Below are 25,572 nucleotides of genomic sequence, written 5' to 3'. Positions count from 1 at the left end.
CTAAATCTGGATTAATATTTGACGAAAACTATAAAAGTACTTTGGTTAAAAATTAATGCGTTTTTACTTGTTTTTTACCACAGTACTTTGTTGTGCCCAGTTATTTTAAACGATAGATTGTTTTATTTTTTTCTCCTATTTTTTCAAATAAATTCAATTCTGCTCCTTTCTTTAAATCTCTACTTGCAGTTGCTGAAGAAATATCTTTAAAAATATCCATATAATCTTTTCTTGTAAATTCAGTTTTATTTAATGAAACATAGTATTCTAATCTATCTTTTTCATTTAACGTTCTATTATTAAAATCTAATAGTTGACTTATTGAAATGTCAATAACGTTTAGCATATATTCAATAAACTTAGTTGATTTTCCAGATTTATCACTTTCAGCCAAAGCTTTGTAATATTTTTCTTGGTCATTACTGATTAAAGTTTCAAAAGGTAAAACCTCAAATATTGGATATTTTTCCATTAAAATTAAAGTTTGCCATAATCTTCCCATTCTGCCATTTCCATCCAAGAATGGATGTATAAATTCCATTTCGTAATGGAAAACACAACTTTTAATTAATTCAATTTCATCAGACTTTTCCAAATATTCAAAAAGGTCTTTCATTAAGTATGGTACATTTCCAAATTGTGGTGCTAAATGCTCAACTTTAGAGCCTTTTACAATTCCGACACTTTGAGTCCTATATTTTCCAGAATTTTCAATTAAACCTTCCATTAGGTTTTGATGTGCTTCTAAAAAGGATTTTTCATTAGAAGGATTGAAATTTTCTAAATTTTCATAGGTTTTGATTGCATTTAGAACTTCAAGAACATCTTTTTTAGGACCAATAACTCTTTTGTTTTCAAGAAGTGCTGTTATTTGTTCTTCTGTAAGTGTGTTTCCTTCTATTTTTAATGAAGAATGAATAGTTTTAATTCTATTCTGTTTTCTCAATTTAGGTGAAGGTTTGTTTAATAAATTAGCATTTACTTCTCCTATTTTCTCTGAAATAGAAGTTATTAATTTTAAAATAGAAGATGTTATTTCGTAAGGTGGTTTCATTTGTCATACTATCATTTGATACTATCAAAGGTACAATCATTTAATCTGAATTATGTTATGAAACGTGATTTTTTAATTGGGCACAACTAGTTATATCACAACTTATAGTACTCGTATCCCGTAAATAAATCAGGTTATTATAAGTATGTGATTGTTGTTATACTGTAAAGATAGGTTTTTATAACAAACACCATATGACGTGAGTTGAATTAATAAATACAATCAATTAGCAAGCTTTTGTTACAGCCCAGACGTATGAATTACATAAACCAAACAAAATGATTTACTTTTGTGTTTCAATCTATAATTTACCAATTTGGAGACATACGATTATATCATATTAGGTGCAGGAGCTTCAGGATTGTTGCTGGCATACCGAATGTCTAAAGATGCATTCTTTGATGATAAATCGATTTTAATTATAGACCAAACAAAAAACAAAGGCAACGATAGAACATGGTGTTATTGGGAAAATGGAGCAGGAGAATGGGATCACCTTGTAAGTAAAACATGGAATCATATTTACTTTGGAAGTGATGCCTTTTCTAAAACCCTTCCAATAGCTCCGTTTCAATACAAAATGCTGAGAAGCGAAGTCTTTTACAAGGCACTTTGGAAGCAAATATACACCAAAGCTAATTTTACTTTTATAGAAGCCGTTATTGAACGTTGTACAGCGTCAACATCTGGTGTAGATGTTGTTTCAAAAACGGATAGCTATTTTGGGTTTAAAGTTTTTAATAGTTTACCAAATCCGGAAGTGTACAAATCACAACAGAAATATCCTTTAATTCATCAGCACTTTGTAGGTTGGTTTGTAAAAACAAATGCTGATGCGTTTGATGATACTAAGGCAACCTTTATGGATTTTACTGTGCCACAGAACGGAAATACACGCTTTATGTATGTGTTGCCAATAGATAAAAAAACGGCCTTATTTGAGTACACATTGTTTTCTAAAGAATTATTAGAATATTCTGATTATGAGGATGCTATTAAGAGCTACTTGAAGACAAAAAATGTATCTGATTACGACATTGTAGAAAAGGAAAAAGGCAATATTCCCATGACATCTTTTAAGTTTAGCGCCTTAAACTCTAAACACATTCTAAATATAGGTACTGCAGGTGGTTGGACAAAAGCAAGTACAGGTTACACCTTTTATAACACCTCAAAGAAAACAAAAGAGGTTATTGCATTTTTAAAGACGGATAACGACTTGTCGAAATTTCAAAAGCGGACAAAATATAATTTTTACGATGTAATATTTTTAGATGTATTAGCAAATCATAATGCCGAAGGAGCAGCACTTTTTTCGTCTATGTTCAAAAAGGCAAATATTAAAACTATTTTTAAATTTTTAGACGAAGAGTCTACGTGGTTAGAGGATTTAAAAATCATTTTATCAGTGCCACCAAAACGATTTATTCAGGCATTTTTTAAACGGTTGTTTTAATAGTATTAGGTCGAGAGCTATACTTTCAACTTAACAACTTAACAACTTAACAACTTAACAACTTAACAACTTAACAACTTAACAACTTAACAACTTAAGAATAAACCTGCCCTCTATGAGGTTTTAAAGCATCTCTAATAGGTTTCATTTCAGATTCATCTACAACTAAATACGCCAAACTATGCATGTCGCTTATGGTTTCGACACCTGTAATAGAAATGTCTAACGCATTAATTTCAATATATTCCTTTAAATGGATGAGATGATGTTCTGCTGTTTTTTGTCCTGCTGGACCTCTAAAATCCCAAATTAATTTTAACTTACGCATGCTTTAAATCCTCTTGTTTCTGTATAATATTTCGTTGGTGTACTCGGTAAATTACCTAATTGAAGTACCTTGTTCAACAAAATTTTTAAAATTACTCATATAGGTTGCCGTTTGCTTTTTAAATACACTTGGCATTAAAAACAACATTAAGCTCATCTTTAAACTCGTTGGCTGACATTTTGTTTTAGAAATCCATTGGGTTGCGTTGTTCTCTATAACTTTAAAATAGTTTTCTTGAATATTACGCACACCATTTGTAGTATAGGTAACGTGTAATTCATTAGGGAATTCTTGCTTTGTTACGGTTTCAATGATTTCCATTTTACGATTTCCAAAACTAAAAGTTAATTTCATTTTAGCACCAAGTTCAGTTGGAGTTCCAGAAATGTGTTCAGTACTCACCAAGCCTTCTTGCCAATGTTTTAAATTGCCAATAGAACTATATTTTTTAATAACCTCAGATATGGATTTCTTAATTAATATTTCAGTGGTGTACTCCATGCAGTTTTGTAATTTTGATAAAAATATAAAAAGGCAAGTCAGAAGTTCAATCTAATCGATGTTAGGCTTTTTTAATTGTTAAAATCATCGTAAAATACATTAACATCTTATTGTGGTGTGATTTTTACGACGTATCTAGCAGTAATTATTAAAATAATGCTATTTAATCCTATTGCTAAATACGCTATTTATATTACTTTTGCTGAGTTTTAAAAGCATGTTTCTTATATCAATACAAATCAAGGTTAAATTATGAAACTTAATATTAAATGTCTGTTTTTGGTGTTTTTTGCACTAAATTTTTCTTTTTCTCAAGATAATGATGATGCTGTTCTTCTAGAGGTAGATGGAGAACCTATTATGGCTTCAGAATTCTTAAGAGTCTACAACAAAAATTTAGATTTAGTTCAAGATGAAAGTCAAAAGGATATTGATGGCTATTTAAAACTATTTACAGAATATCAACTTAAACTAAAAGAAGCGAAACGTTTAAAGTTAGACGAAGATCAAAACTACCAACGCGAATTTACGCGCTATAAAAAACAGTTAATTAGCAACTATATCTCAGAGAATAAAGTTACTGATGCTTTGGTGACTGAAGCTTATGAGCGTTCTAATTTAGATATTAATGCTTCACATGTTTTAGTGCGTTTAGATCCTTCAGTCAAAGATACTTTAGCGACGTATAATAAAGTTTTAGAACTTAGAAATCGTGTAATAGAAGAAGGGTTTGATAAGGTAAAAGCAGAAATGCATAACGGAGAAACTATCTTTCTTGAAGATTTAGGGTATTTCTCAGCTTTTAAAATGGTTTACGATTTTGAATCTGCAGCCTATAATACTAAAGCTGGTGAGATTTCAATGCCGTTTAGAACGCGTTTTGGTTACCATGTGGTTAAAGTAAATGAAAGAAGACCATCTAGAGGTACAGTAACCGTTGCACACATTATGGTGAATCTAAATCCGAAAGATTCATTATCTAATCCTGAAGCTAGAATTAACGATATCTATAAGAAACTGAATCAAGGAGAAAGTTTCGATGCTTTAGCCAAACAGTTTTCAGAGGATAAAAGTTCTGCAAGAGAGGGTGGGAAAATGGCACCTTTTAAAAGTGGTCAGTTAAGTTCTTTGGAATTTGAAGATGTTGCTTTTAATTTAAAAGAAAATGGAGATATAAGTAAACCGTTTAAGTCTGCTTATGGTTGGCATATTGTAAAACGACTTAACCATAAACCAATTGAGCCCTTAGAAAATGTAAAGAATGCTTTAGAGACAAAAGTAAAAAGAGATTCTAGGTCGCAATTAATTCAAGAAGCGTTAATCAATAAGCTTAAAGATAAGTATGATATTGTATATAATGCTGAAGCTAAGACTTATTTTGAAGCTTTACTTTCTAAAGATTTTTATAATAGAACATGGAGTTTACCTGAAGATTTTAAGGCAACTGACATAGTGTTTTCTATAAATAAAACCAATTTTACGTTTGAAGATTTCGGAAAACATTTAATCACAGCACAACGTATTTATTCAGGAAGAACCACAGATTTTGCTACTATTATAGACAAAGAATATGATAGCTTCTTTGAAAAATCAATCTTACAATACAGAGAAGATAATTTAGAAGTAGAAAACGTAGAATATGCTAATATTTTAAAAGAATATAAAGATGGATTATTGTTGTTTGATCTCATGGAAAAAGAGGTTTGGAACAAGGCGTCTAAAGATTCTGTTGGTATTGAAACGTATTACACTAACAACAAATCTAAATACCAATGGTCAGATAGAGTTGAAGTAATAATGGCATCTTCTGCAGATAAGTCTCAAGCAAAGAAAATTCTTAAGTTAATGAAAAAGGGAGAATCTGAAGCGGCTATTAAAGATGAATTAAATACTAACGACAAGCAAAACGTTATCTTTACAAATGGTACTTTCGCTACAGATACCCCTATTTTACCTTCAGCTTTTAAAGCTAAAAAAGGTGTTTCAGGTATTTATAAGCATAACGAATCTTTTCACGTTATTAATGTGATTGAGGTTTTACCAGCTGGACAAAAAACTTTAGAAGAAGCTAAAGGTAATGTTATTAATGATTATCAAGCTGAAATTGAATCTAACTGGATTAAGGATTTAAACAATCGTTTTAAAATAGAGGTAAATCAAGAAACGCTTAAAACTATTAAAACTAAAATTGGAAACTAATTCACCTAATTTTTGAAACACTTCTTTTACATATTTAGTATTTGTTTACTTTTTGCGAGTTGCGATTTTCTAAAAAAACCAGACACTCAAGATGCAGTAGCTAGAGTTAATGAAAGTTTTCTTTATAAGGAAGATATAAAAGATGTAGTTCCAGAAGGTACACCTAAAGAAGATAGTACGTTAATGGTTAACGCCTATATTAATCGTTGGGCAAGTCGCTTACTTTTAATGGATGGTGCTATGTTAAACCTGCCTGAAGAGAAGCAAGCTGAATTTTCTAAATTAGTAGAGCAATATAAAAACGACCTGTATACAAAAGCGTACTTAGAAGGCTTGGTTAAAAAGAATATAGATTCTGTAGTGCCACGCGAAACAGCAGAATTGTTCTACGAAAATAATAAAGAGTCTTTTAAATTGAATGATGATTTAATTCAGTTCAGATATATCAGTTTACCATTAAATCCGGTAAATTTAGATACTATTAAAACGCGGTTTCAACGCTTCCAACCTAAAGATAAATCATATCTAGATTCTATATCTGTTCAATTTAGGTCGTATTCTTTAAACGATTCACTTTGGTTAAAAGTAAGTCGTGTAGCTGAAAAAATTCCGATTATTAATAATACCAATAAAAATGAACTGTTAAAAAAATCTAATTTTTTACAGCTCAAAGATTCATTAAACCTATATTTGATGTTGGTAAACGACGTACGACTTCAAAACGACTATGCGCCTTTGGATTATGTAAACTCGTCAATCACAAAAATTGTTATAAACAAGAGAAAATTAGAGCTCATTAAGCAACTCGAAAATGATATTACAAACGATGCTATCAAACAAAATAAATTCCAAACTTTTAATTAAAGCAACGCTTTTAGTTGGCTTTATATCTTTTACCTTTAGTAATGCTAATGCGCAAGAGATCATACAAGACGATGTACCACAAGTTGAAACAACAAAAGATACAATCGTAAAGAAAACAAGAATCAAAGCAGATGGTGTTGCCGCAGTGGTAGGTGACTATATTATTCTAGAATCTGATTTAGATAGAGAAATTGCGCAACTTGAAGCACAAGGAGCAGACTTAAAAGGCTTTTCGAGATGTGAGCTTTTTGGGAGTTTGTTAGAGAGCAAGTTATATGCGCATCAAGCCATTCAAGATAGTGTTCTTGTTAACGAATTATACATTAAGTCGCGAACAGAACAGCAAATACAAGGTATTTTGGCACAGACCAAAGGCGATATGCAAGGTTTGTTAGATTTCTACAAAAAAGATTCTGAGCAAGCTTTACGTGAAGAGATGGATGAGATTAATAAAAATCAATATCTCGCACAAGAAATGCAAAACAAAGTAACTGGTGATATTGAAGTGACGCCAGAAGAGGTTCGTACGTTTTTTAACGATATTCCAGAAGATGAACGTCCTATATTTGGAACAGAACTTAAGTTGGCTCAAATTGTAATTATTCCTGAAGTTACGGAAGAATCTAAGCAAGCCGTTATTGACAAGTTAAAAGGATTCAAAACAGATATTGAAGAGAATGGCTCTAGTTTTACAACTAAAGTATTGTTTTATACTGAAGATTCTGCGTCTAAATCTACTGGAGGAAAATATACCTTAAATAGAAATCAGCCTAGAATGGTAAAAGAGTTTAGAGATGTAGCGTTCTCAATGCAAGAAGGTGAAATTTCAGAACCATTTGAAACTGACTTTGGTTATCATATCATTCTATTAGAAAAAATTAGAGGTCAAGAATATGATGTGAGACACATTTTAATTCGTCCGGAACTAACACAAGAAGCAATTAAAAAAGCTAAAGATCAAATTGATGAAGTTAGAGCTAAAATTGTAGATGGTTCTATAACTTTTGCAGAAGCGGCAAGAGAGTTTAGTGATGAAGAGGAAACAAAATATGAAGGAGGTCAAATGACCAACCCAACAACACAAGATTTTAATTTTGAATTAACGAGAATGGAGCCAGAATTATATGCTCAGATTCAAAACTTAAAGGATGGTGAAATCAGTGAGGTTTTACAAGATGAAGATCGTGTGAATAGAATAAAATTTAAGATTTTAACCGTTACAGATCGTATAGATGATCACAAAGCAGATTTCGCTCAAGATTATTTAAAAATTAAAGAATTAGCCTTGCAAGATAAGCAAGTAGATGCTGTTGCTAAATGGCAAAAGAAGACCATTGAAGAAACTTACATTAAGATTAACGGTGAGTATAGAGACTGTGATTTTCAAGGGAATTGGTTAAAAAAATAATATAATATGTCTGATGTTGCAATAATTGAAAATTTTGTAAAAAAATATACTGCATTAAAGGAAGAAGTTGCTAAAGTTATCATTGGTCAAGATGAAGTTGTAAATCAAATTTTAATTTCTATTTTTTCTGGTGGTCATTCCCTGTTAATAGGAGTTCCTGGTTTAGCAAAAACCTTAATGGTAAACACTATAGCACAAGCATTAGGTTTAAATTTTAAACGTATTCAGTTTACTCCAGATTTAATGCCAAGTGATATTTTAGGTAGTGAAATCTTAGATGAAAACAGACAGTTTAAATTTTTAAAAGGACCAATTTTTGCTAATATTATTTTAGCAGATGAGATTAACAGAACACCTCCAAAAACCCAAGCAGCTTTACTAGAAGCTATGCAAGAACGTGCGGTTACAGTGGCAGGACATCAGTATAAGTTAAACTTACCTTACTTTGTATTGGCAACTCAAAACCCAATAGAGCAAGAAGGAACTTATCCTTTACCAGAAGCACAATTAGACCGATTTATGTTTGCTATTAATTTAGAATATCCTTCGTTCCAAGAAGAGGTAGATGTTGTAAAATCTACGACAACAGATGTTCATAAGACAGTAAATTCATTATTTACAGCGCAAGAAATTATCGATTTTCAAAATGTCATTCGTCGTATTCCTGTAGCAGATAATGTTATAGAATATGCAGTTTCTTTAGTGGCTAAAACAAGACCAAATGCAAGTTCTGCTGCAGATATAGTAAAAGAGTTTGTAGATTGGGGAGCTGGTCCTAGAGCGTCTCAAAATTTAATTTTAGCAGCTAAAACACATGCGGCAACAACCGGTAAATTTTCTCCAGATATTGAAAATGTTCAAGCAGTAGCCACCGGAATCCTGAGACACAGAATTATTAAAAACTACAAAGCCGAAGCCGAAGGCGTTACAGACGAAAAGATTATTCAAAGTTTATTCTAAGCACTCGTTTTCAATTTTATCATAGCGTTAAGCCTTCAAATGATACTTTGAGGTGATTTTATGCATAAAAAAGTCGAGATCTAATAGTTCTTTCTTATCGAAAAATACCTGCAAAAGTACAATCATATAAAAATTTTATATCACTATCCTAAAATAGTATGATAATAATGTTTTAGGCTATTGTATTTATAAATCTTTATATTAATTTGCATGACTTTTAAATTTATAAATAAGACTGTATTTTTTACATCACTAAGATTAAAAAATAGTAACTAAAGATTTCTTACATGAGTATTTATCAAAATTACCTAAAGCAGATTGAAGAACGCAAAGATCAAGGACTTCATCCGCAGCCAATAGATGGTGCTGAATTATTAAGTAAAATCATTGAGCAAATTAAAGATGTAGATAATGAGTATAGGGAGGATTCTCTTAACTTTTTTATTTATAATGTGTTACCAGGTACAACTAGTGCTGCAGGTGTAAAGGCTAAATTTTTAAAAGAAATTATTTTAGGCGAATCAATCGTTGAAGAAATAACTCCAGCATTTGCTCTAGAACAATTATCTCATATGAAAGGTGGACCTTCAGTTGAAGTCTTATTAGATTTAGCTTTAGGTGAAGACGTTGCTATAGCAGAAGAAGCTGCTAAGGTCCTAAAGACTCAGGTGTTTTTATATGAGGCAGATACAGACCGCTTAGAAGATGCTTTTAAATTGGGTAGTAAAATTGCTAAAGATATTATAGAGAGCTATGCAAAAGCAGAATTCTTTACTAAGTTACCAGAAATTGACGAAGAGATTGAGGTCGTAACATACATCGCAGGTGTAGGTGATATTTCTACCGATTTATTATCTCCTGGTGGTGATGCGCATTCAAGATCAGATCGTGAGTTACATGGGCAATGTATGTTTGAGCATAATAAAGAGATGCAAAATGAATTATTAGCATTAAAAGAAGCACATCCAGATAAGCGTGTGATGCTAATTGCAGAAAAAGGAACCATGGGAGTGGGATCTTCAAGAATGTCAGGTGTAAACAATGTGGCCTTATGGACAGGTATTTCATCTAGCCCATACGTACCATTTATAAACATTGCGCCTGTAATTGCTGGTACCAATGGTATTGCACCAATTTTCTTAACAACAGTTGGTGTTACAGGAGGTATTGGATTAGACCTTAAAAATTGGGTGCAGCAAAAGGATGAGAATGGTAATACTATTGTTGATGAAGATGGAGAGCCAATTTTAAAAGAAGTCTATTCAGTTGCTACAGGAACTGTATTAACTATAAATACAAAAGAGAAAAAATTATACAACGGAGATCAAGAGCTTAAAGATGTTTCTGCTGCATTTACACCGCAGAAAATGGAGTTTATGAAAGCTGGTGGATCTTACGCCGTTGTCTTCGGTAAAAAATTACAAACATTTGCTTGTAACGTTTTAGGTATTGATATTCCTCAAGTATATGCACCTTCTAAAGAAGTGACAATTGAAGGACAAGGCTTAACAGCAGTAGAAAAAATATTCAATAAAAATGCAGTAGGTACTTCAGGTGCTACGTTACATGCAGGTTCTTATGTTCGTGCAGAAGTAAATATTGTAGGGTCCCAAGATACTACTGGGTTAATGACATCTCAAGAATTAGAGATGATGGCTGCAACGGTAATTTCTCCTATTGTAGATGGAGCATACCAATCGGGTTGTCATACAGCTTCAGTTTGGGATGATAAGTCTAAAGCCAACATTCCAAGGTTAATGAGCTTTATGAACGATTTTGGTTTAATTACTGGTCGTGATCCAAAAGGGAAATATTTTCCAATGACAGATGTTATTCATAAAGTACTTAATGATATAACTGTTGGTGATTGGGACATTATTATTGGTGGAGATTCTCACACACGTATGTCTAAAGGAGTGGCGTTTGGTGCCGATTCTGGTACAGTAGCACTAGCTTTAGCTACAGGTGAGGCTTCTATGCCTATTCCAGAATCTGTAAAAGTAACCTTTAAAGGTCAAATGAAATCTTATATGGATTTCCGTGATGTGGTACATGCCACACAACAACAAATGTTGAAGCAATTTGGAGGGGAAAACGTATTCCAAGGTCGTGTGATTGAGGTTCATATCGGAACACTAACTTCAGATGAAGCTTTCACATTTACAGATTGGACAGCTGAAATGAAAGCTAAGGCTTCTATCTGTATTTCTGAAGATGAAACATTAATCGAATCTTTAGAGATTGCTAAAGGTCGTATCCAAATCATGATTGCTAAAGGTATGGATAACGAGAAGCAAGTTCTTAAAGGTCTTGTTGAAAAAGCAGAAACTAGAATTACAGAGCTTAAAACTGGTATTAAACCATCTTTAAGACCAGATGCTAATGCAAAATATCATGCAGAAGTTATTATTGATTTAGATGAAATAGCTGAACCAATGATCGCAGATCCAGATGTGAATAACGAAGATGTTTCTAAGCGTTACACGCATGATAATATTAGACCATTATCATACTACGGTGGAACTAAAAAAGTTGATTTAGGATTTGTAGGCTCTTGTATGGTACATAAAGGCGATATGAAAATATTAGCTCAAATGTTAAAAAACATTGAAGCTCAACAAGGTAAAGTTGAATTTAAAGCACCTTTAGTTGTTGCACCTCCTACATATAATATTGTAGATGAGTTAAAGGCAGAAGGAGATTGGGAAGTATTACAAAAATACTCAGGCTTTGAGTTTGATGATAATGCACCAAAAGGATTAGCACGTACTAAGTACGAAAACATGTTATACCTAGAGCGTCCAGGTTGTAATTTATGTATGGGTAACCAAGAAAAAGCAGAACCAGGAGATACGGTTATGGCAACATCTACACGTTTATTCCAAGGACGTGTTGTAAAAGATGATGGAGAGAAAAAAGGAGAGTCTTTATTATCATCTACACCAGTGGTAGTTTTATCTACAATATTAGGTAGAACACCTACTTTAGCTGAATATGAAGCTGCTGTTGATGGTATTGTTTTAACGAAGTTTAAGCCTTCTACGAAACAATTAGTGAGATAATTAATATTTTATACTATAAGTTAAAGCCTGAATTTTAGATTCAGGCTTTTTGTTTTTTAATACGTTTTATTTCCACAAAACCTTGTTTCCAATTTAGAATAATTATATATAGAAAATTCCTATTCCACTATCGCTATTATATGTATCGAACGCTTTTAAAGTACTATTGCATTTTGTATATTAGTAGAATTAAAATTTAAAAAAAAGACTATGGCATTTGATATTGATATGATTAAAGAGGTTTATGCTAACATGACTGAGCGCGTTGATGCAGCTAAAGCGATTGTTGGTAAGCCATTGACACTTTCAGAAAAAATACTTTACTCACATTTGTGGGATGGAAAACCTAATAAAGCGTTTACCAGAGGAAAGGATTATGTAGACTTTGCTCCAGACCGTGTAGCTTGTCAAGATGCAACTGCGCAAATGGCGTTATTACAGTTTATGCAAGCAGGAAAACCTAAAGTGGCTGTACCAACTACAGTTCATTGTGATCACTTAATTCAAGCTAAAGATGGTGCTGATACAGATTTAAAACACGCAAACCAAACGAGTAGTGAGGTATTTAACTTTTTAGAATCGGTATCTAATAAATATGGTATTGGATTCTGGAAACCAGGTGCTGGTATTATTCATCAAGTGGTATTAGAAAATTATGCATTTCCTGGTGGAATGATGATTGGTACAGATTCACATACTGTAAATGCAGGTGGATTAGGAATGGTTGCTATTGGAGTTGGTGGAGCTGATGCTGTTGATGTCATGGCAGGAATGGCTTGGGAGCTTAAATTTCCTAAGTTGATTGGTGTGAAGTTAACCGGAAAACTTTCAGGTTGGACAGCGCCAAAAGATGTTATTTTAAAAGTCGCTGAAATTCTAACTGTAAAAGGTGGAACAGGTGCGATTGTAGAATATTTTGGTCCTGGTGCAACATCAATGTCTTGTACAGGTAAAGGAACAATTTGTAACATGGGAGCTGAAATAGGAGCGACGACGTCTACATTTGGTTACGATGATTCTATGGAACGTTATTTACGTGCTACCGAAAGAGCAGATGTTGCAGATGCAGCAAATGCTATTAGACCATACTTAACAGCAGATGATGAAGTATACGCTAATCCAGAACAGTATTTCGATCAGGTTATAGAAATTAACTTATCTGAATTAGGACCATTATTAAATGGCCCTTTTACACCAGACTTATCTACTGAAGTAGGTAGTGATATGACTAAAAAAGCTACTGAAAATGAATGGCCATTACAAGTAGAATGGGGACTTATTGGTTCGTGTACTAATTCATCTTACGAAGATTTATCGAGAGCATCATCTATTGCACAACAAGCTTTAGATAAAGGCTTAAAAATGAAATCTGAATTAGGAATTAATCCTGGTTCTGAGCAAGTAAGATTTACAGCAGATCGTGATGGGATTCTTGGCATATTTAAAGAATTAGATGCTAAAATATTTACAAACGCTTGTGGTCCTTGTATCGGACAATGGGCAAGATATAATGACCCTAAAAATGCACCTAAAAATAGTATAGTACACTCTTTTAATAGAAACTTTGCTAAGCGTGCTGATGGGAATCCAAATACACATGCATTTGTTGCTTCACCAGAATTGACAGCAGCAATTGCTATTTCTGGACGTTTAGACTTTAACCCATTAACAGATAAACTTATCAATGAAAATGGTGAAGAAGTGATGTTCGAAGAACCAACAGGATGGGAATTGCCACCAAAAGGTTTTGAAGTTAAAGAGAATGGTTATTTAGCACCTGTTGCCGATGGAAGTGGTTTAGAGGTAACTGTAGATCCTAATTCTGAAAGATTAGAGCTACTAACTCCTTTTGAGCCTATCGGAAATGAAATTAAAGGGGCTAAGTTATTAATTAAAGCCTTTGGTAAATGTACAACCGATCATATTTCAATGGCTGGTCCATGGTTACGATTTAGAGGTCATTTAGATAATATTTCTAACAACTGTTTAATTGGAGCTGTTAATGCATTCGGTAAGAAAACCAACTTTGTTAAAAATCAATTAACAGATGAGTTTGGTGGAGTACCAGATACAGCAAGAGCATATAAAGCGGCTGGAGTTTGGTCAGTTGTTGTTGGTGATCATAACTATGGTGAAGGTTCTTCAAGAGAGCATGCAGCTATGGAACCAAGACATTTAGGTGTAGCAGCTGTTATCGTAAAATCATTTGCGCGTATTCATGAAACCAACCTTAAAAAACAAGGTATGTTAGGTTTAACTTTTGATAATGAAGCAGATTACGATTTAATTCAAGAAGATGATACATTTAACTTTACGGACTTAAATGAGTTTGCACCAGACAAACAATTGCACCTTGAAATTGTGCACTCAGATGGATCTAAAGATGTTATTGCATTAAATCATACCTATAATGAAGCACAAATTAAATGGTATAATGAAGGTTCTGCTTTAAACTTAATTAAGAAGCAAAACGCTTAATAAAGTGACCGCAATATTTTATAGACTCCCAGTTATTTTAACTGGGAGTTTTTTGTATCTTATTTTGAAAGGAATGTATTATATAGCGACCATTATTAAAATGGAATTTCAGTATGAAACAGAAAAGATGGACTAAGAGTAATATTATATTTGTAGCTGTTATACTGCTTTTTATAATTCCGCAAACACGTTCGTTTTTTCAAGTTTGGGTTCATAAAGGCATGAGCTACTTTAATCAATCTTCAATAATCGATAAAGAAGAACGTAAGTCGGTAAGTTATTCTAACTGGAAACTAATTTCTGATTCGCAATTAGATTTAGATTTTAAGGATACAAAAGGTAAAGTGGTATTTATAAACTTTTGGGCGACTTGGTGCCCTCCATGTATTGCAGAAATGCCTAGTATTCAAGACGTATATAACGACTATAATGACAAGGTTGTATTTCTTTTTGTAACTAATGATGATTTTGATAAGGTAGAAAAATTCAAAACTAAAAATGGATTCAATTTTGAAGTTTACAGCCCATTGAGTGCTCCTCCTTTAGAATTATCTGTACATTCAATTCCTAGAACTTTTATAATTAATAAGAGCGGTGAGATTGTAGTAGATGAGTCTGGAGCTGTAGATTGGAATAGTAAAAAAGTTAGGAGTCAGCTCGACGAATTGCTTTCAGAACAACCTATTTAAAATACTTAAAAGGAACTATAAGCATTCCAAAATTCTCTCCTTTGTGTTTTCCTAAGTGCTTATGATGAATCTTGTGCGCACGTCTTAAACCTCTCGCATATTTATTATCAACGTTTCTAAATAGTTTAAAACGTTGATGAATAAATATATCATGAACGATAAAATAAGCCATACCATAAACTAGTATGCCTAGTCCAATTGGCAAGGTGTACCAAATAGCTTCATAACTCCAGAGATAGAAACATAGGATGCTTACAATGGCATAAAAGACAAAAAAGGCATCATTTCTTTCAAACCAACTATCGTGATCCTTTTGATGATGGTCTTTATGTAGGTTCCATAAAAATCCATGCATTATGTATTTATGCGTAAACCACGCATTAAACTCCATAATAAAGAAGGTGCCTAAAAAAATTAATATCCAAAAAACGGTTTGCATTATAGAGGCTTTAAAAGGTTACAGTAAATTTAATTGATATTTTACGTAACTGCGTGTTAATAATTCTATTTTTCTATAATTAGGAACCCTAATTCTTGTCGATTTTATTTGTAAAGCTGGTGTCTTTTTAAGTTTTTCTAAAAGTTTACTATAATATCGATATGCCATAAATACACCAAACTTAGCCTCTAATGGCAATCGTTTAATGCCTTCTAAGCCTTTTGCAAAATCTTCTTCAATTTCAGTAATAATGGCCTTTTTTGAAGCTTCATTAAGCTTATTTAAATCAGTGTTTGGAAAATAAGTTCTACTTAAGTCTTCAAAATCTTCTTTTAGGTCTCGTAAAAAGTTCACTTTCTGAAACGCAGATCCCAAGCTCATCGCTGAGTCTTTTAATGCGTCAAATTTAGCATTGTCTCCTTTTACAAAAACTTTTAAGCACATTAAGCCAACAACATCTGCTGAGCCATAAATATAGGTTTTGTATTCAGCGTCAGTTAAATAATCTTTTTTGTGAAGATCTAAACGCATGCTGTCCATAAACGAATTGACCAAATGTTTATCAATACCATATTTATGATAGGTTTCTTGAAAAGAATTTAGAATAGGGTTAAGGCTAATTTTATGTTCTAATGCTGCTTCAAGATCACTCTCAAACATATTAAAGAGTTTTTCTTTATCATAATCATGAAATGAATCTACAATTTCATCAGCAAATCTAACAAAACCATAAATATTGTATATGTCTTGCCTAATACTAAGGGAAAGCATTTTAGTCGCCATTGAGAATGAGGTACTGTAAGCTTGTGTGACAGCCTTACTACAAGTGTGGGAAACATGGTCAAAAATTAATTTCATAAGTGTAATTTTTTAGTTGTTAAACTTCATTGTTTTGAATCAGTTGAGCAACTAGCTTTCCTGAAATCAAAGCAGGTGGAACTCCTGGTCCAGGCACAGTGAGTTGCCCTGTGAAATAAAGTCCATCTACTTTTTTACTTTTTAATTTTGGCCTTAAAAATGCAGTTTGCATTAAGGTGTTTGCCATACCGTAGGCGTTCCCCTTATAAGAATTGTAATCGTTAATAAAATCAGTAACACAATACGATTCTTTAAATAGGATGTGGTTTTTAACGTCCTGTTCTGTTCGTTTTTCAAAACGACTCATAATAAGGTCGAAATATTGCTGACGTAGCTCTGGTGTGTCTTCTAGTCCTGGAGCAATTGGAATTAGGAAAAATCCGTTTTCACAATGTTCAGGTGCCATGCTTTCATCTGTTACAGAAGGAAAGTTAGCATAAAATAATGGATTTTTAGGCCATTTAGGATCATCATAAATTTCTTCAGCATGATTTTCAAAATCGGTATCAAAGAAAAGATTGTGATGTTCTATGTTTTTCAGTTTTTGATTAAAACCAACATAAAAGAGAAGAGATGAAGGGGCAAATGTTCTGCTTTCCCAGTAAGATTCACTGTACTGCCTGTAATTTTTGTCTAAGAGCGTTTCAGAATGATGATAATCGGCACCACTAAGAATGACATCAGAACTAATAACTTGTCCATTAACTGTTAGGCTTTTCGCTTTCTTATTCTCGACACTAATTTTTTCGACATTACTGTTGGTGTGAATTGTGACACCTAAGCTTTCAGCCAAACGCTTCATGGCTTTAACTATTTCGTACATGCCACCTTTAGGGTGCCAAGTTCCTAAACCAAAATCGGCAAAGTTCATAAAACTATAAAACGATGGTGTTTGATTGGGTTTAGCGCCTAAGAACAAAACAGGAAATTCTAATGTTGAAATTAGTTTGGGATTCTTAAACTTCTTACGAACTTCAGAACTAATCGTTTTATAAAACTGGTCTAAACGAGTAATGGTGTCTTTGGTTACCAATTCAAAAGGGGAAAGGCCAGGTTTTAAAACAATTTTATTTATAGCGATATTGTAATTGTCTTGAGCTGTGGCTATAAATTGTTGAAGTGGTTTTGAGCTGCCCTTCTCAATTCGTTCAAATTCCATACAAATTTGATCCATATGATCTCCAACAGTAATAATATCATCTGCAAAGAAAATTTTATAGGCAGGACTCAATTTGTCTAATTCATAATAGTCATTAACTGTCTTTCCGAAGTCTTTAAAGAATTTTTCAAAAATATCTGGCATCCAATACCAACTTGGACCAATATCAAAGGTAAAACCATCTTTTTTAAGTTGTCGTGCTCTGCCACCAACTGTACTGTTTTTTTCAAACATAGACACCTTGTAACCAGCTTTGGCTAAATAGCAGGCTGCTGATAAAGCTGAAAATCCTGAACCTATTATGGATACTGTTTTAGTCATTAATTTTCTAAAGTGTTGGTAAAACTTTTAATAGAGCTAAATGCTTTTACTTGTTTAGGTAATTTGTCTTTGTCAATATAACTGAGCATACTTCCCAATACCCAAAACTCTGTGTCTGGTGACGTTAATATGAGATCAGAAAATTTCTGAAAATAATCAGATAGATTTTCTTTTTCTGGTTTTATCGTAAAATAAGAAATAAATACAATATTGTTGTAATAATTTTTAAGATCAATTAAACTCTCAATAGGAATACTTTGACCTAAATAAATGGATCGATAACCATGTCTAATTACTTCATGATTAATATATGTTAAACCAATGTCGTGTATTTCGTTATCTGGTAAATACAATACAAAGGTTTTGTCTGAATTATAGTTTTGATTTTCTTGTAGCTTTTCTGTGTTAATTAGAATTTTCTGACGAATAAGTTGTGAAATAAAATGCTCGTGAGCAGGAGTTATAGTGTCGGTTTGCCATAACAATCCAATTTCAGTTAAAAGCGGGATAAAAATGTTGTAAAAAATCTCTTCAAACGTCTTTTCAGAAAGTAGCGATTTATAAGTTTTGTAAAATAAACTTTGATCAAAATTTAGCATAGACAATTTAAATGCATTTATAGCATGGTTGTCTGTGTTGCTTTCTGCCGCAATTTCTTTTACTAATGCTGGAATTTTATCAGACGCAATGGTAGCAATTTTTGAAATTTTATAACCGTTATTATTTAGGTAACTTACGTTAAGTAACTTCTGAAAACTGGCCAAGTCATAATATCTAATATTAGTTTCGGTACGTTTAGGTTCGAGAAGATTGTAGCGCTTTTCCCATATTCTTATAGTGTGGGCTTTTATACCTGTGAGGTTTTCTAGATCCTTAATACTAAACTTATCTTTAATGTTGTTCATTGTTTTTTACAAAAGTTTAAACAAAAATAAGATTTATATTAATACCAAGTTAGGAATTAACGAAAATTATGAAAAAAAAAGAATAATGGGAGAAAGGAAATAATGCGTGCAGGTGATTTATTTAGGATATGAAGCGTAAGTTTTTAGGTAATTGTGCGCACGAGAAGACTCGAAACTATTTATTCTATTTAATTTGATTAAATAGTTAATGTCTCTTTAGATCTTTATTTATAATGACTTCTGTTTGTTTGGTGTTTAATTTTAATCTTATTTAATAGTTAGTATTTAATGAAATTAATGTAAATTGGGGGTAAAAATAGGGGTAATAAAATTAATCACTACAGATGGCTTCAATAAAATATAGAGTAAGACAAAACAAAAGTGGAGAGTCAATCTATTTAAGATTTAAACCAGGACTAGGAGCGGACTATGAAGTTTCAACAGGTATAAAGATACCTAAAGGGAAATGGAGTGTAGCTAAAGAGCAGATTAATCAGACTGATAAGTTAGATTACGGTAATTTAAATAAGAAACTTAGAGACTTAAAAGTTCATATTAATAAAGAGTTTGAGAATGATAATCTTGAAGGTACCGTGATTAACACGAAATGGTTAAGATCGGCAATCAAGAATTTTTTTAATCAAAATTTTGATGATGACAAGATTAACTCTGAAATTTATTTATTACCATTTTTAGATCAATATATAAATGGTATACAAAAAAGGGTTGATAATGGAGATCTAGATGTAAGAACAGTTAAATATTTTGAATCATTAAAAGTGAAATTAATTGGGCTACAGGATGAACTTTCTAAAAAAATAAAACTAAAGGATATAAATGTTGCTTTTAATCAGCGTTTTATAAGTTATTTAACAAATAAGCATCATTTGTCACCTAATACTATTGGGAGGTATGTAAAATACGTAGCTCAACTTTGCCGTGAAGCAGAAATGAAAGGTTATGAGGTGTCCAAAGATTATAAAAGCAAACTATTTAAAGCACCTTCTAATAGAACACAAGATGTTTATTTAACTGAAGATGAGATATATTCTATTTTTTCTCATGAGTTCAAAGATCAAAAACTAGACAATGCGAGAGATTGGCTAATTATAGCTGTTTGGACAGGTTTACGAGTTTCTGATCTATTAAAACTTGATTCTACTTACATTAAAGATGATGAATTTATAGAGTTGTCAACTAAGAAAACAGAAACACCTGTATTGATTCATGTAAACCCTTATATCAGAAGTATTTTAAATAAAAGGGATGGTCAATTTCCCTTAAGAATATTTCCTCAAAAATTTAATAATTATATAAAGACTGTTTGTAGGGAGGTAGGAATTACTAAGTTGGTTTCAGGAGCTAAAGTTATGCCTCGTGAAATTTTAGAAAATGGTAAGAAAGTTGTTGTTCATCGAAAAACTAAAGGTAAGTATCCTAAGTGTGATTTAATCTCTTCGCATGTAGGTAGAAGAAGTTTTGCAACTAATATGTATGGAAAACTTCCGACACTAACTATTATGAAGATTACAGGGCATGCAACTGAAAAGGAGTTCCTTGGTTATATTAAGAGAACTCAGGTGGAATATGCGAAACAGCAAAAAGATTATTGGGATAAACGTTCATCTAATAAATAAGCTTAAGATGTTTTATTATATTTACCTAAATAAATAATTCATACATCAAGAATCTTATCTTAATAAGATACCAACCGAGACGAGAGTCCACGGTGGTCAAAAGATGTGGACAGTCTGTCAAAATAATGTGCAACTTCCAAATCTTTTATTGGTGTAATTTTAAAGCGTTAAAATTATGCAATACAAGAAAATTACAAAATTCGAGAAGTATTATTACAAGTATAAATTTAAGCTAAAAGATTTAATCTTTGGAAAGAAACCACAACATGTAAGTTCAACTCGAATTACTATAAGAAATAACCATATCCTTGATAAGAATTCTGATTATAATACTGTATGTAAGGTTTTAAACGGCTTAGGTATTAAAACAGAAGGAAGATCTATTCAAGAAGTTGAGCAGGATATTGACAAGAAAATAATGGAGAGTGTTGCCTTAGCACTGTCTCAGCACGACGACGACACAACGGTTAAACATATTAGTGAAGATTATGTCTCAGTATCTGAAAACCGTAATTTAATGATGCTGAAGTATCATATCAACGTTTTAAAAAGTTGGACTAAAAACCAACCTACCGATCAACCAATAATTGAATTTTAATTAATCTATAACTATTATTCTGTGATCCAATTAATACTGTCAAGAATATATAGATTTAAAACATCAGCATGAAAATAAATCAAGTAACCGTTCCGGGTTATACAGCAGAAATCACAATAGGTTTAAATAAAGGGTATTCTGAGAAGGCTTGGAAAGTATCCGAACTTAAGGCTAAGCTAACAAGAGCTCAGCAGAAGTTAAAAGAAATGAACGACCGAATTTTATTAAGCACTAAGGTTACTCTATGTGATATCGTTTTTCTAGGTCAAGATGAACCTTCGGCTACATTAGGCTTTATCAATTATCCTAAATTTCCAATAGAACACGAATTATTTAAAAAGGGAGTCATTTATATCGCTAAAGAACTGATGTCTAATTTAAATCAAAATAGAATTGTAATCGTCTTTAATGATAAAACGGTAATGTTAGAAGTTAATAATAATATTGATAGTAAGATTAAATTGTAAGTTAGTAGCAATTTTATTATGTGTTAGTAAAAGAATTGAGTGACATATTTTGATCCTCTCAAGATGTTTAAAGGGGTTTAAATGTGAATATTGGATGCTTTGGTTATAACAGTTCTAGTTGGGGTTACGGATAACCGTAATGTTCTTCAATAATTTTGTGTTTAATTTGAGTCTATAACGATATAAACTTTTTAAAGTAACACATCTAATCATGAAAAAAATTTATCCTCTATTATTATTGATTCTTACATTAACAGCTTGCTCTTCATCAGATGACAGCTCTAGCAACAACCAATATTTTAATCCACCTTCATGGATTCAAGGTACTTGGACATCAGAACATGGTCAAAATGATTTCAGATTCACGTCAGACGACTTTTGTTATATATTGGCTTCCTATGAGACTTGCTACAAAGAAGGAATTGAAAGTGGTCATGGAGCGATTGAAGCAATTGAATCTATCACAGAAAACAGTTATGAAGTCGGATTATCAGGGGGAGGTACTGCGGCGAGTTGGAGCTTCATAAAAATATCAAATACTGAAATTGAACTTGTAAACCCAATAGAAGGAATCCCAAATACTCTATATTATAAAATTAATTAAAAGTTTACCCTTTTTAAATTCCACTTCCAAAATTCTATAATGTAATTGGTGAAAAACAATGATTAAGTATCATTTTTTAACAACTTCAAGGACTACTATTTAAGGTTTTTCTTTGTAACACTATTTGTGTTTGAAACACTCTACAAAATAAAAAACAAAATTAGAAATGCTCTACAATAATATTTTTATGTATATTTGTGATGAAATTATTAAAAATTAGAGCATTTTTATGTTACAAAAACTCGGAGATATTGCGGAAATTCAGTTTGGGGCTTATGATAAACCCACTCAAGAAGGAGTTGTTAAGTACTTGCATGCTAGTCATTTTGATGCTTTTTATAAGCCTTCAAAGTTTGAAAATAGTTTTGTTCCACTTAATGATAAAAATGAAAAATTCTTGTTGCAACCCAATGACGTAATATTAGCAGGTAAAGGACAAAGAGTCTTTGCATGGGCTTACAATGATAGTTTTGGGCAAGTTATTCCTTCATCATTATTTTATATTATTAGAACGCATCCATCAAAAGTATTAGGTGGGTTTTTGGCACAATATCTAAATTCAGAAAAAATTCAGTATAATCTTAAGCTTATTGGGGCAGGTGCAACAATTACTTCTATACCAAAAAAAGAGTTAGAGCAAATTGATGTTGTTTTACCTTCAATTGAAGAACAGATAAAAATAGTAGAATTTATAGATCTTTTAGATGAAGACTTAAGATTAACACAAGATTTATTAATAAAGAGAAAAGAGCTTAAAAAAGGGCTTATAAATAAAATTATGAATAATAATAAGATGATATCATGAGCAAAAAACTAACTCAGCAAGAAATAAACAATAAGGTTTGGGCTGCATGCGACACCTTTAGAGGTACTATAGATGCAACGCAATATAAAGACTATATTTTAACTATGCTCTTTATTAAGTACATATCAGATGTAAATAAAGAAAAAAGGGTGAGTTATATGGATAAATACAATGGCGATTTAGAGCGTGTAGAGCGAGCTATGAAACATGAGCGTTTTAAGGTCAATGAAGATAGTTCCTTTGAGTATTTATATGAGAATAGAAACGCAGATAATTTAGGTGAGCTTATTAATATTGCTTTAGAGAATATTGAAGATGCAAACCGTTCAAAATTAGAGAAAGTATTCCGTAATATAGATTATAATTCAGAACCCAATTTAGGGCAAACTAAAGACCGTAACAGACGTTTAAAGAACTTATTAACTGATTTTGTAGAGTTAGATTTAAGACCATCTAATCTAGAAGGAAATGATGTTATAGGTGATAGCTACGAGTATCTTATTGCAAATTTCGCCTCAGACGCAGGTAAAAAAGCAGGTGAGTTTTATACACCATCTCAAGTATCAACATTATTATCCAAGTTAGTTGAGCCAAAAGAAGGAGATAGAGTATGCGACCCTACTTGTGGGTCAGGTTCATTATTATTAAAAGTAGCTGATGAAATTGGTAGCAAAAACGTAGCTATTAACGGTCAGGAATTAAACGGAAGTACATGGGCATTAGCAAGAATGAATATGTTTCTTCACGAAATGGACAATGCCAATATAGAATGGGGAGATACGCTTAATAACCCATTGTTAAAGGAGAATGATGCTTTAATGAAATTTGATATAGTAGTTGCCAATCCACCATTTTCTTTAGATAAATGGGGCGCAGAGAATGCTAGTTCAGATAGGTATAATCGCTTTCATAGAGGTGTTCCACCAAAAAGTAAAGGTGATTATGCTTTTATAACGCATATGATTGAAACCTTAAACGAGCATGGTAAAGCAGGTGTTGTATTGCCTCATGGTGTATTATTTAGAGGGAGCTCTGAGGGCAAAATTAGAAAACAACTTATTGAAGAAAATCTTTTAAAAGCAGTAATAGGTTTACCTGCTAATTTGTTTTTTGGAACAGGTATTCCTGCTACAATTCTAATATTCGATAAAAATAAAGGTGATAATACAGAACTACTATTTATAGATGCTAGTAATGAGTATGAGAATGCTAAAAACCAATACAAACTTAGTAAAGCAAACATAGATAAGATAGTTACGACATATAAAAATTGGGAAACTATAGATAAGTATAGTTATGTAGCAAAATTAGAAGAAGTTTTAGAAAACGACTATAATTTAAATATCCCTCGTTATGTAGATACGTTTGAAGAAGAAGAACCTGTAGATATTAAAGCTACTCAAGTAGAGATAAAAGCTATAAAAGAGCAGATAGAAGAAGTCGAGCAAAAGTTAGAACAACATTTAGAAGTATTAGGATTTTAATATGGAGGTGATAGAAGAAAATAAAATTGGTTATAAGAAAACCAAGATTGGATGGATTCCTGATGATTGGGGTGTTGAAAATGTAGCTCATGTCTTTGACTTTTTAAAAACTAACTCGTTATCAAGGAGGCAACTTTCAAACGAAGTATTAGATGAAAAATCTATATATAATATTCATTATGGAGATATCCATTCCTCATTTAAATATGAACTCTTAGATGTATCAAAAGAACCATTATTGCCCAAAATTATAGATAATCAACTAATCAAATCTGAACCTGATTATTTAATAGATGGTGATTTGGTAATGGCAGATGCTTCTGAAGATTATGAAGGGATTTGTGATTGTATAGAATTGATAAACGTTAATGATATTAAATTAATTTCTGGGTTACATACATTTGCCTTGAGAGATAAAGGGGGTAATTTTATTAATGGTTTTAAATCATACCTATTTAAAAATGAAGAGGTTATAAGGTCTATCTATAGGGTGGCGACAGGCATTTCAGTGTTAGGAGTATCTAAAACTAATTTGGGTAAAATACTAATTCCTGTTCCACCACTTTCAGAACAAAAAAAAATAGCCTCTATCTTATCCGATTGGGACGAAGCCATTGAAAAAACACAAACCCTTATAAATAAGTTAGAGCTACGTAAAAAAGGTTTAATGCAACAGCTCTTAACAGGTAAAACACGTTTGGATGGGTTTAGTGAGGAGTGGAGAAAAGTTAGAATTGGGGAAATTGCAACACAGTTTACTGATAAGAATAAAAAAGATGATGATTTAGAAGTGCTATCGTGCACTAAATATGATGGTTTAGTTAGGTCTTTAGATTATTTCGGCAGAAAAGTGTTTGGAGATGATTTGTCTAAATACAAAATAGTACCTAAAGGTTATTTCGCCTATGCAACAAACCACATTGAAGAAGGTTCTATTGGTTTTCAAGACTTAATGGAAAGAGGTTTGGTTAGCCCAATGTATACCGTTTTTAAAACGGACAAAACAATTAATGATTCGTTTATGTTTAGACTACTTAAAACAGATAGGATGATTTATAACTATCAAAGCAATATGTCTGGCTCTATTGCACGACGAGGTGGGTTACGATGGAATGTTTTTGAGACCATTAATGTGAATATTCCTTCTTTAAACGAACAAACTGTTATTGCAGAATTCTTTGATAAAATCGATGAGGAGTTAGAAAAGTATCAAAACTATTTAGAGCAATTAAAATCGCAGAAAAAAGGTTTAATGCAACAATTGTTAACAGGGAAAATTAGGGTAAAAGTTTAGGT

22 protein-coding genes and 1 riboswitch are annotated in these 25,572 nt (G+C 32.1%); of the genes, 15 read left to right on the top strand and 7 right to left on the bottom strand.

Annotated features, from left to right (window positions below):
* Positions 1-100 precede the first annotated feature (100 nt).
* The gene (locus ITJ86_RS15610; RefSeq protein ID WP_195872589.1) at positions 101-1,054 is read right to left on the bottom strand and encodes a Fic family protein; all 954 of its coding nucleotides are present in this window, start codon (positions 1,052-1,054) and stop codon (positions 101-103) included.
* Between the two features lie 316 nt (positions 1,055-1,370).
* Between ITJ86_RS15610 and ITJ86_RS15605 the strand changes: the two genes are divergently transcribed.
* Positions 1,371-2,510: a lycopene cyclase family protein gene (locus ITJ86_RS15605; protein ID WP_195872588.1), complete on the top strand. Its 1,140-nt coding sequence runs from the start codon at positions 1,371-1,373 to the stop codon at positions 2,508-2,510.
* 94 nt (positions 2,511-2,604) lie between these two features.
* On the opposite strand, the gene ITJ86_RS15600 is transcribed toward ITJ86_RS15605, so the two are convergent.
* Both ITJ86_RS15600 and ITJ86_RS15595 read right to left on the bottom strand, forming a co-directional pair.
* Positions 2,605-2,838 (bottom strand): hypothetical protein, encoded by a 234-nt coding sequence (locus ITJ86_RS15600; RefSeq protein WP_195872587.1) that lies wholly within the window; start codon positions 2,836-2,838, stop codon positions 2,605-2,607.
* A 51-nt stretch (positions 2,839-2,889) separates the two neighbouring features.
* Positions 2,890-3,339: an SRPBCC family protein gene (locus tag ITJ86_RS15595; protein WP_195872586.1), complete on the bottom strand. Its 450-nt coding sequence runs from the start codon at positions 3,337-3,339 to the stop codon at positions 2,890-2,892.
* Between the two features lie 252 nt (positions 3,340-3,591).
* On the opposite strand from ITJ86_RS15595, the gene ITJ86_RS15590 reads away from it, so the two are divergent.
* From ITJ86_RS15590 to ITJ86_RS15560, 7 genes are all read left to right on the top strand, one after another.
* Positions 3,592-5,538: a peptidylprolyl isomerase gene (locus tag ITJ86_RS15590; RefSeq protein ID WP_195872585.1), complete on the top strand. Its 1,947-nt coding sequence runs from the start codon at positions 3,592-3,594 to the stop codon at positions 5,536-5,538.
* A gap of 12 nt (positions 5,539-5,550) precedes the next feature.
* Positions 5,551-6,402, top strand: coding sequence for a peptidyl-prolyl cis-trans isomerase (locus ITJ86_RS15585; RefSeq protein ID WP_230080325.1), 852 nt, complete (start codon positions 5,551-5,553; stop codon positions 6,400-6,402).
* Positions 6,365-7,810 (top strand): peptidylprolyl isomerase, encoded by a 1,446-nt coding sequence (locus ITJ86_RS15580; protein ID WP_225034591.1) that lies wholly within the window; start codon positions 6,365-6,367, stop codon positions 7,808-7,810. The genes ITJ86_RS15585 and ITJ86_RS15580 overlap by 38 nt, the downstream gene beginning before the upstream one ends.
* A 6-nt stretch (positions 7,811-7,816) precedes the next feature.
* Positions 7,817-8,770 (top strand): AAA family ATPase, encoded by a 954-nt coding sequence (locus ITJ86_RS15575; protein WP_195872583.1) that lies wholly within the window; start codon positions 7,817-7,819, stop codon positions 8,768-8,770.
* Between the two features lie 287 nt (positions 8,771-9,057).
* A complete protein-coding gene (locus ITJ86_RS15570) occupies positions 9,058-11,832 on the top strand; it encodes a bifunctional aconitate hydratase 2/2-methylisocitrate dehydratase (protein ID WP_195872582.1) in 2,775 nt (924 codons plus the stop codon).
* A gap of 210 nt (positions 11,833-12,042) precedes the next feature.
* Complete coding sequence (locus ITJ86_RS15565) at positions 12,043-14,310, top strand: aconitate hydratase (RefSeq protein ID WP_195872581.1); 2,268 nt, start codon at positions 12,043-12,045, stop codon at positions 14,308-14,310.
* A 113-nt stretch (positions 14,311-14,423) separates the two neighbouring features.
* A complete protein-coding gene (locus ITJ86_RS15560) occupies positions 14,424-14,999 on the top strand; it encodes a TlpA family protein disulfide reductase (protein ID WP_195872580.1) in 576 nt (191 codons plus the stop codon).
* Here the strand turns inward: ITJ86_RS15560 and ITJ86_RS15555 are convergent.
* The 4 genes from ITJ86_RS15555 to ITJ86_RS15540 are packed head-to-tail and all read right to left on the bottom strand — an operon-like array spanning position 14,992 to position 18,681.
* Complete coding sequence (locus ITJ86_RS15555; protein ID WP_195872579.1) at positions 14,992-15,438, bottom strand: sterol desaturase family protein; 447 nt, start codon at positions 15,436-15,438, stop codon at positions 14,992-14,994. The two genes, ITJ86_RS15560 and ITJ86_RS15555, sit on opposite strands and share 8 nt — an antisense overlap.
* 18 nt (positions 15,439-15,456) lie before the next feature.
* Positions 15,457-16,296: a phytoene/squalene synthase family protein gene (locus ITJ86_RS15550; RefSeq protein ID WP_195872578.1), complete on the bottom strand. Its 840-nt coding sequence runs from the start codon at positions 16,294-16,296 to the stop codon at positions 15,457-15,459.
* A 19-nt stretch (positions 16,297-16,315) separates the two neighbouring features.
* Positions 16,316-17,776: a phytoene desaturase family protein gene (locus ITJ86_RS15545; protein WP_195872577.1), complete on the bottom strand. Its 1,461-nt coding sequence runs from the start codon at positions 17,774-17,776 to the stop codon at positions 16,316-16,318.
* Complete coding sequence (locus ITJ86_RS15540; RefSeq protein WP_195872576.1) at positions 17,776-18,681, bottom strand: MerR family transcriptional regulator; 906 nt, start codon at positions 18,679-18,681, stop codon at positions 17,776-17,778. Before ITJ86_RS15540 ends, ITJ86_RS15545 begins: the two co-directional genes overlap by 1 nt.
* A gap of 344 nt (positions 18,682-19,025) precedes the next feature.
* Between ITJ86_RS15540 and ITJ86_RS15535 the strand changes: the two genes are divergently transcribed.
* The 7 genes from ITJ86_RS15535 (at position 19,026) to ITJ86_RS15505 (ending at position 25,570) form a co-directional block, all read left to right on the top strand.
* Positions 19,026-20,318 carry a phage integrase SAM-like domain-containing protein gene (locus ITJ86_RS15535; protein ID WP_195872575.1) on the top strand — a complete coding sequence of 431 codons (1,293 nt, stop codon included), beginning with the start codon at positions 19,026-19,028 and terminating at the stop codon, positions 20,316-20,318.
* A 37-nt stretch (positions 20,319-20,355) separates the two neighbouring features.
* Positions 20,356-20,453: riboswitch (SAM-I-IV-variant riboswitch) on the top strand.
* A gap of 40 nt (positions 20,454-20,493) precedes the next feature.
* Positions 20,494-20,916 (top strand): hypothetical protein, encoded by a 423-nt coding sequence (locus ITJ86_RS15530; RefSeq protein WP_195872574.1) that lies wholly within the window; start codon positions 20,494-20,496, stop codon positions 20,914-20,916.
* A gap of 68 nt (positions 20,917-20,984) precedes the next feature.
* Positions 20,985-21,383 carry a hypothetical protein gene (locus ITJ86_RS15525; protein WP_195872573.1) on the top strand — a complete coding sequence of 133 codons (399 nt, stop codon included), beginning with the start codon at positions 20,985-20,987 and terminating at the stop codon, positions 21,381-21,383.
* Between the two features lie 238 nt (positions 21,384-21,621).
* Positions 21,622-21,987, top strand: coding sequence for a hypothetical protein (locus ITJ86_RS15520; RefSeq protein WP_195872572.1), 366 nt, complete (start codon positions 21,622-21,624; stop codon positions 21,985-21,987).
* Between the two features lie 229 nt (positions 21,988-22,216).
* Positions 22,217-22,792: a restriction endonuclease subunit S gene (locus tag ITJ86_RS15515; protein WP_195872571.1), complete on the top strand. Its 576-nt coding sequence runs from the start codon at positions 22,217-22,219 to the stop codon at positions 22,790-22,792.
* Entirely contained in the window at positions 22,789-24,276 is a 1,488-nt protein-coding gene (locus ITJ86_RS15510) for a type I restriction-modification system subunit M (protein ID WP_195872570.1), read from the top strand. The genes ITJ86_RS15515 and ITJ86_RS15510 overlap by 4 nt, the downstream gene beginning before the upstream one ends.
* 1 nt (position 24,277) lies before the next feature.
* Complete coding sequence (locus ITJ86_RS15505; RefSeq protein WP_195872569.1) at positions 24,278-25,570, top strand: restriction endonuclease subunit S; 1,293 nt, start codon at positions 24,278-24,280, stop codon at positions 25,568-25,570.
* Positions 25,571-25,572: the final 2 nt, after the last annotated feature.

Origin of the sequence: Winogradskyella marina (assembly GCF_015645385.1) — a bacterium.
Classification (GTDB): Bacteria; Bacteroidota; Bacteroidia; order Flavobacteriales; family Flavobacteriaceae; genus Winogradskyella; species Winogradskyella marina.
The sequence above is the reverse complement of the archived record's forward strand: the minus strand, read 5'-3'. Positions and strand labels throughout refer to the sequence as shown.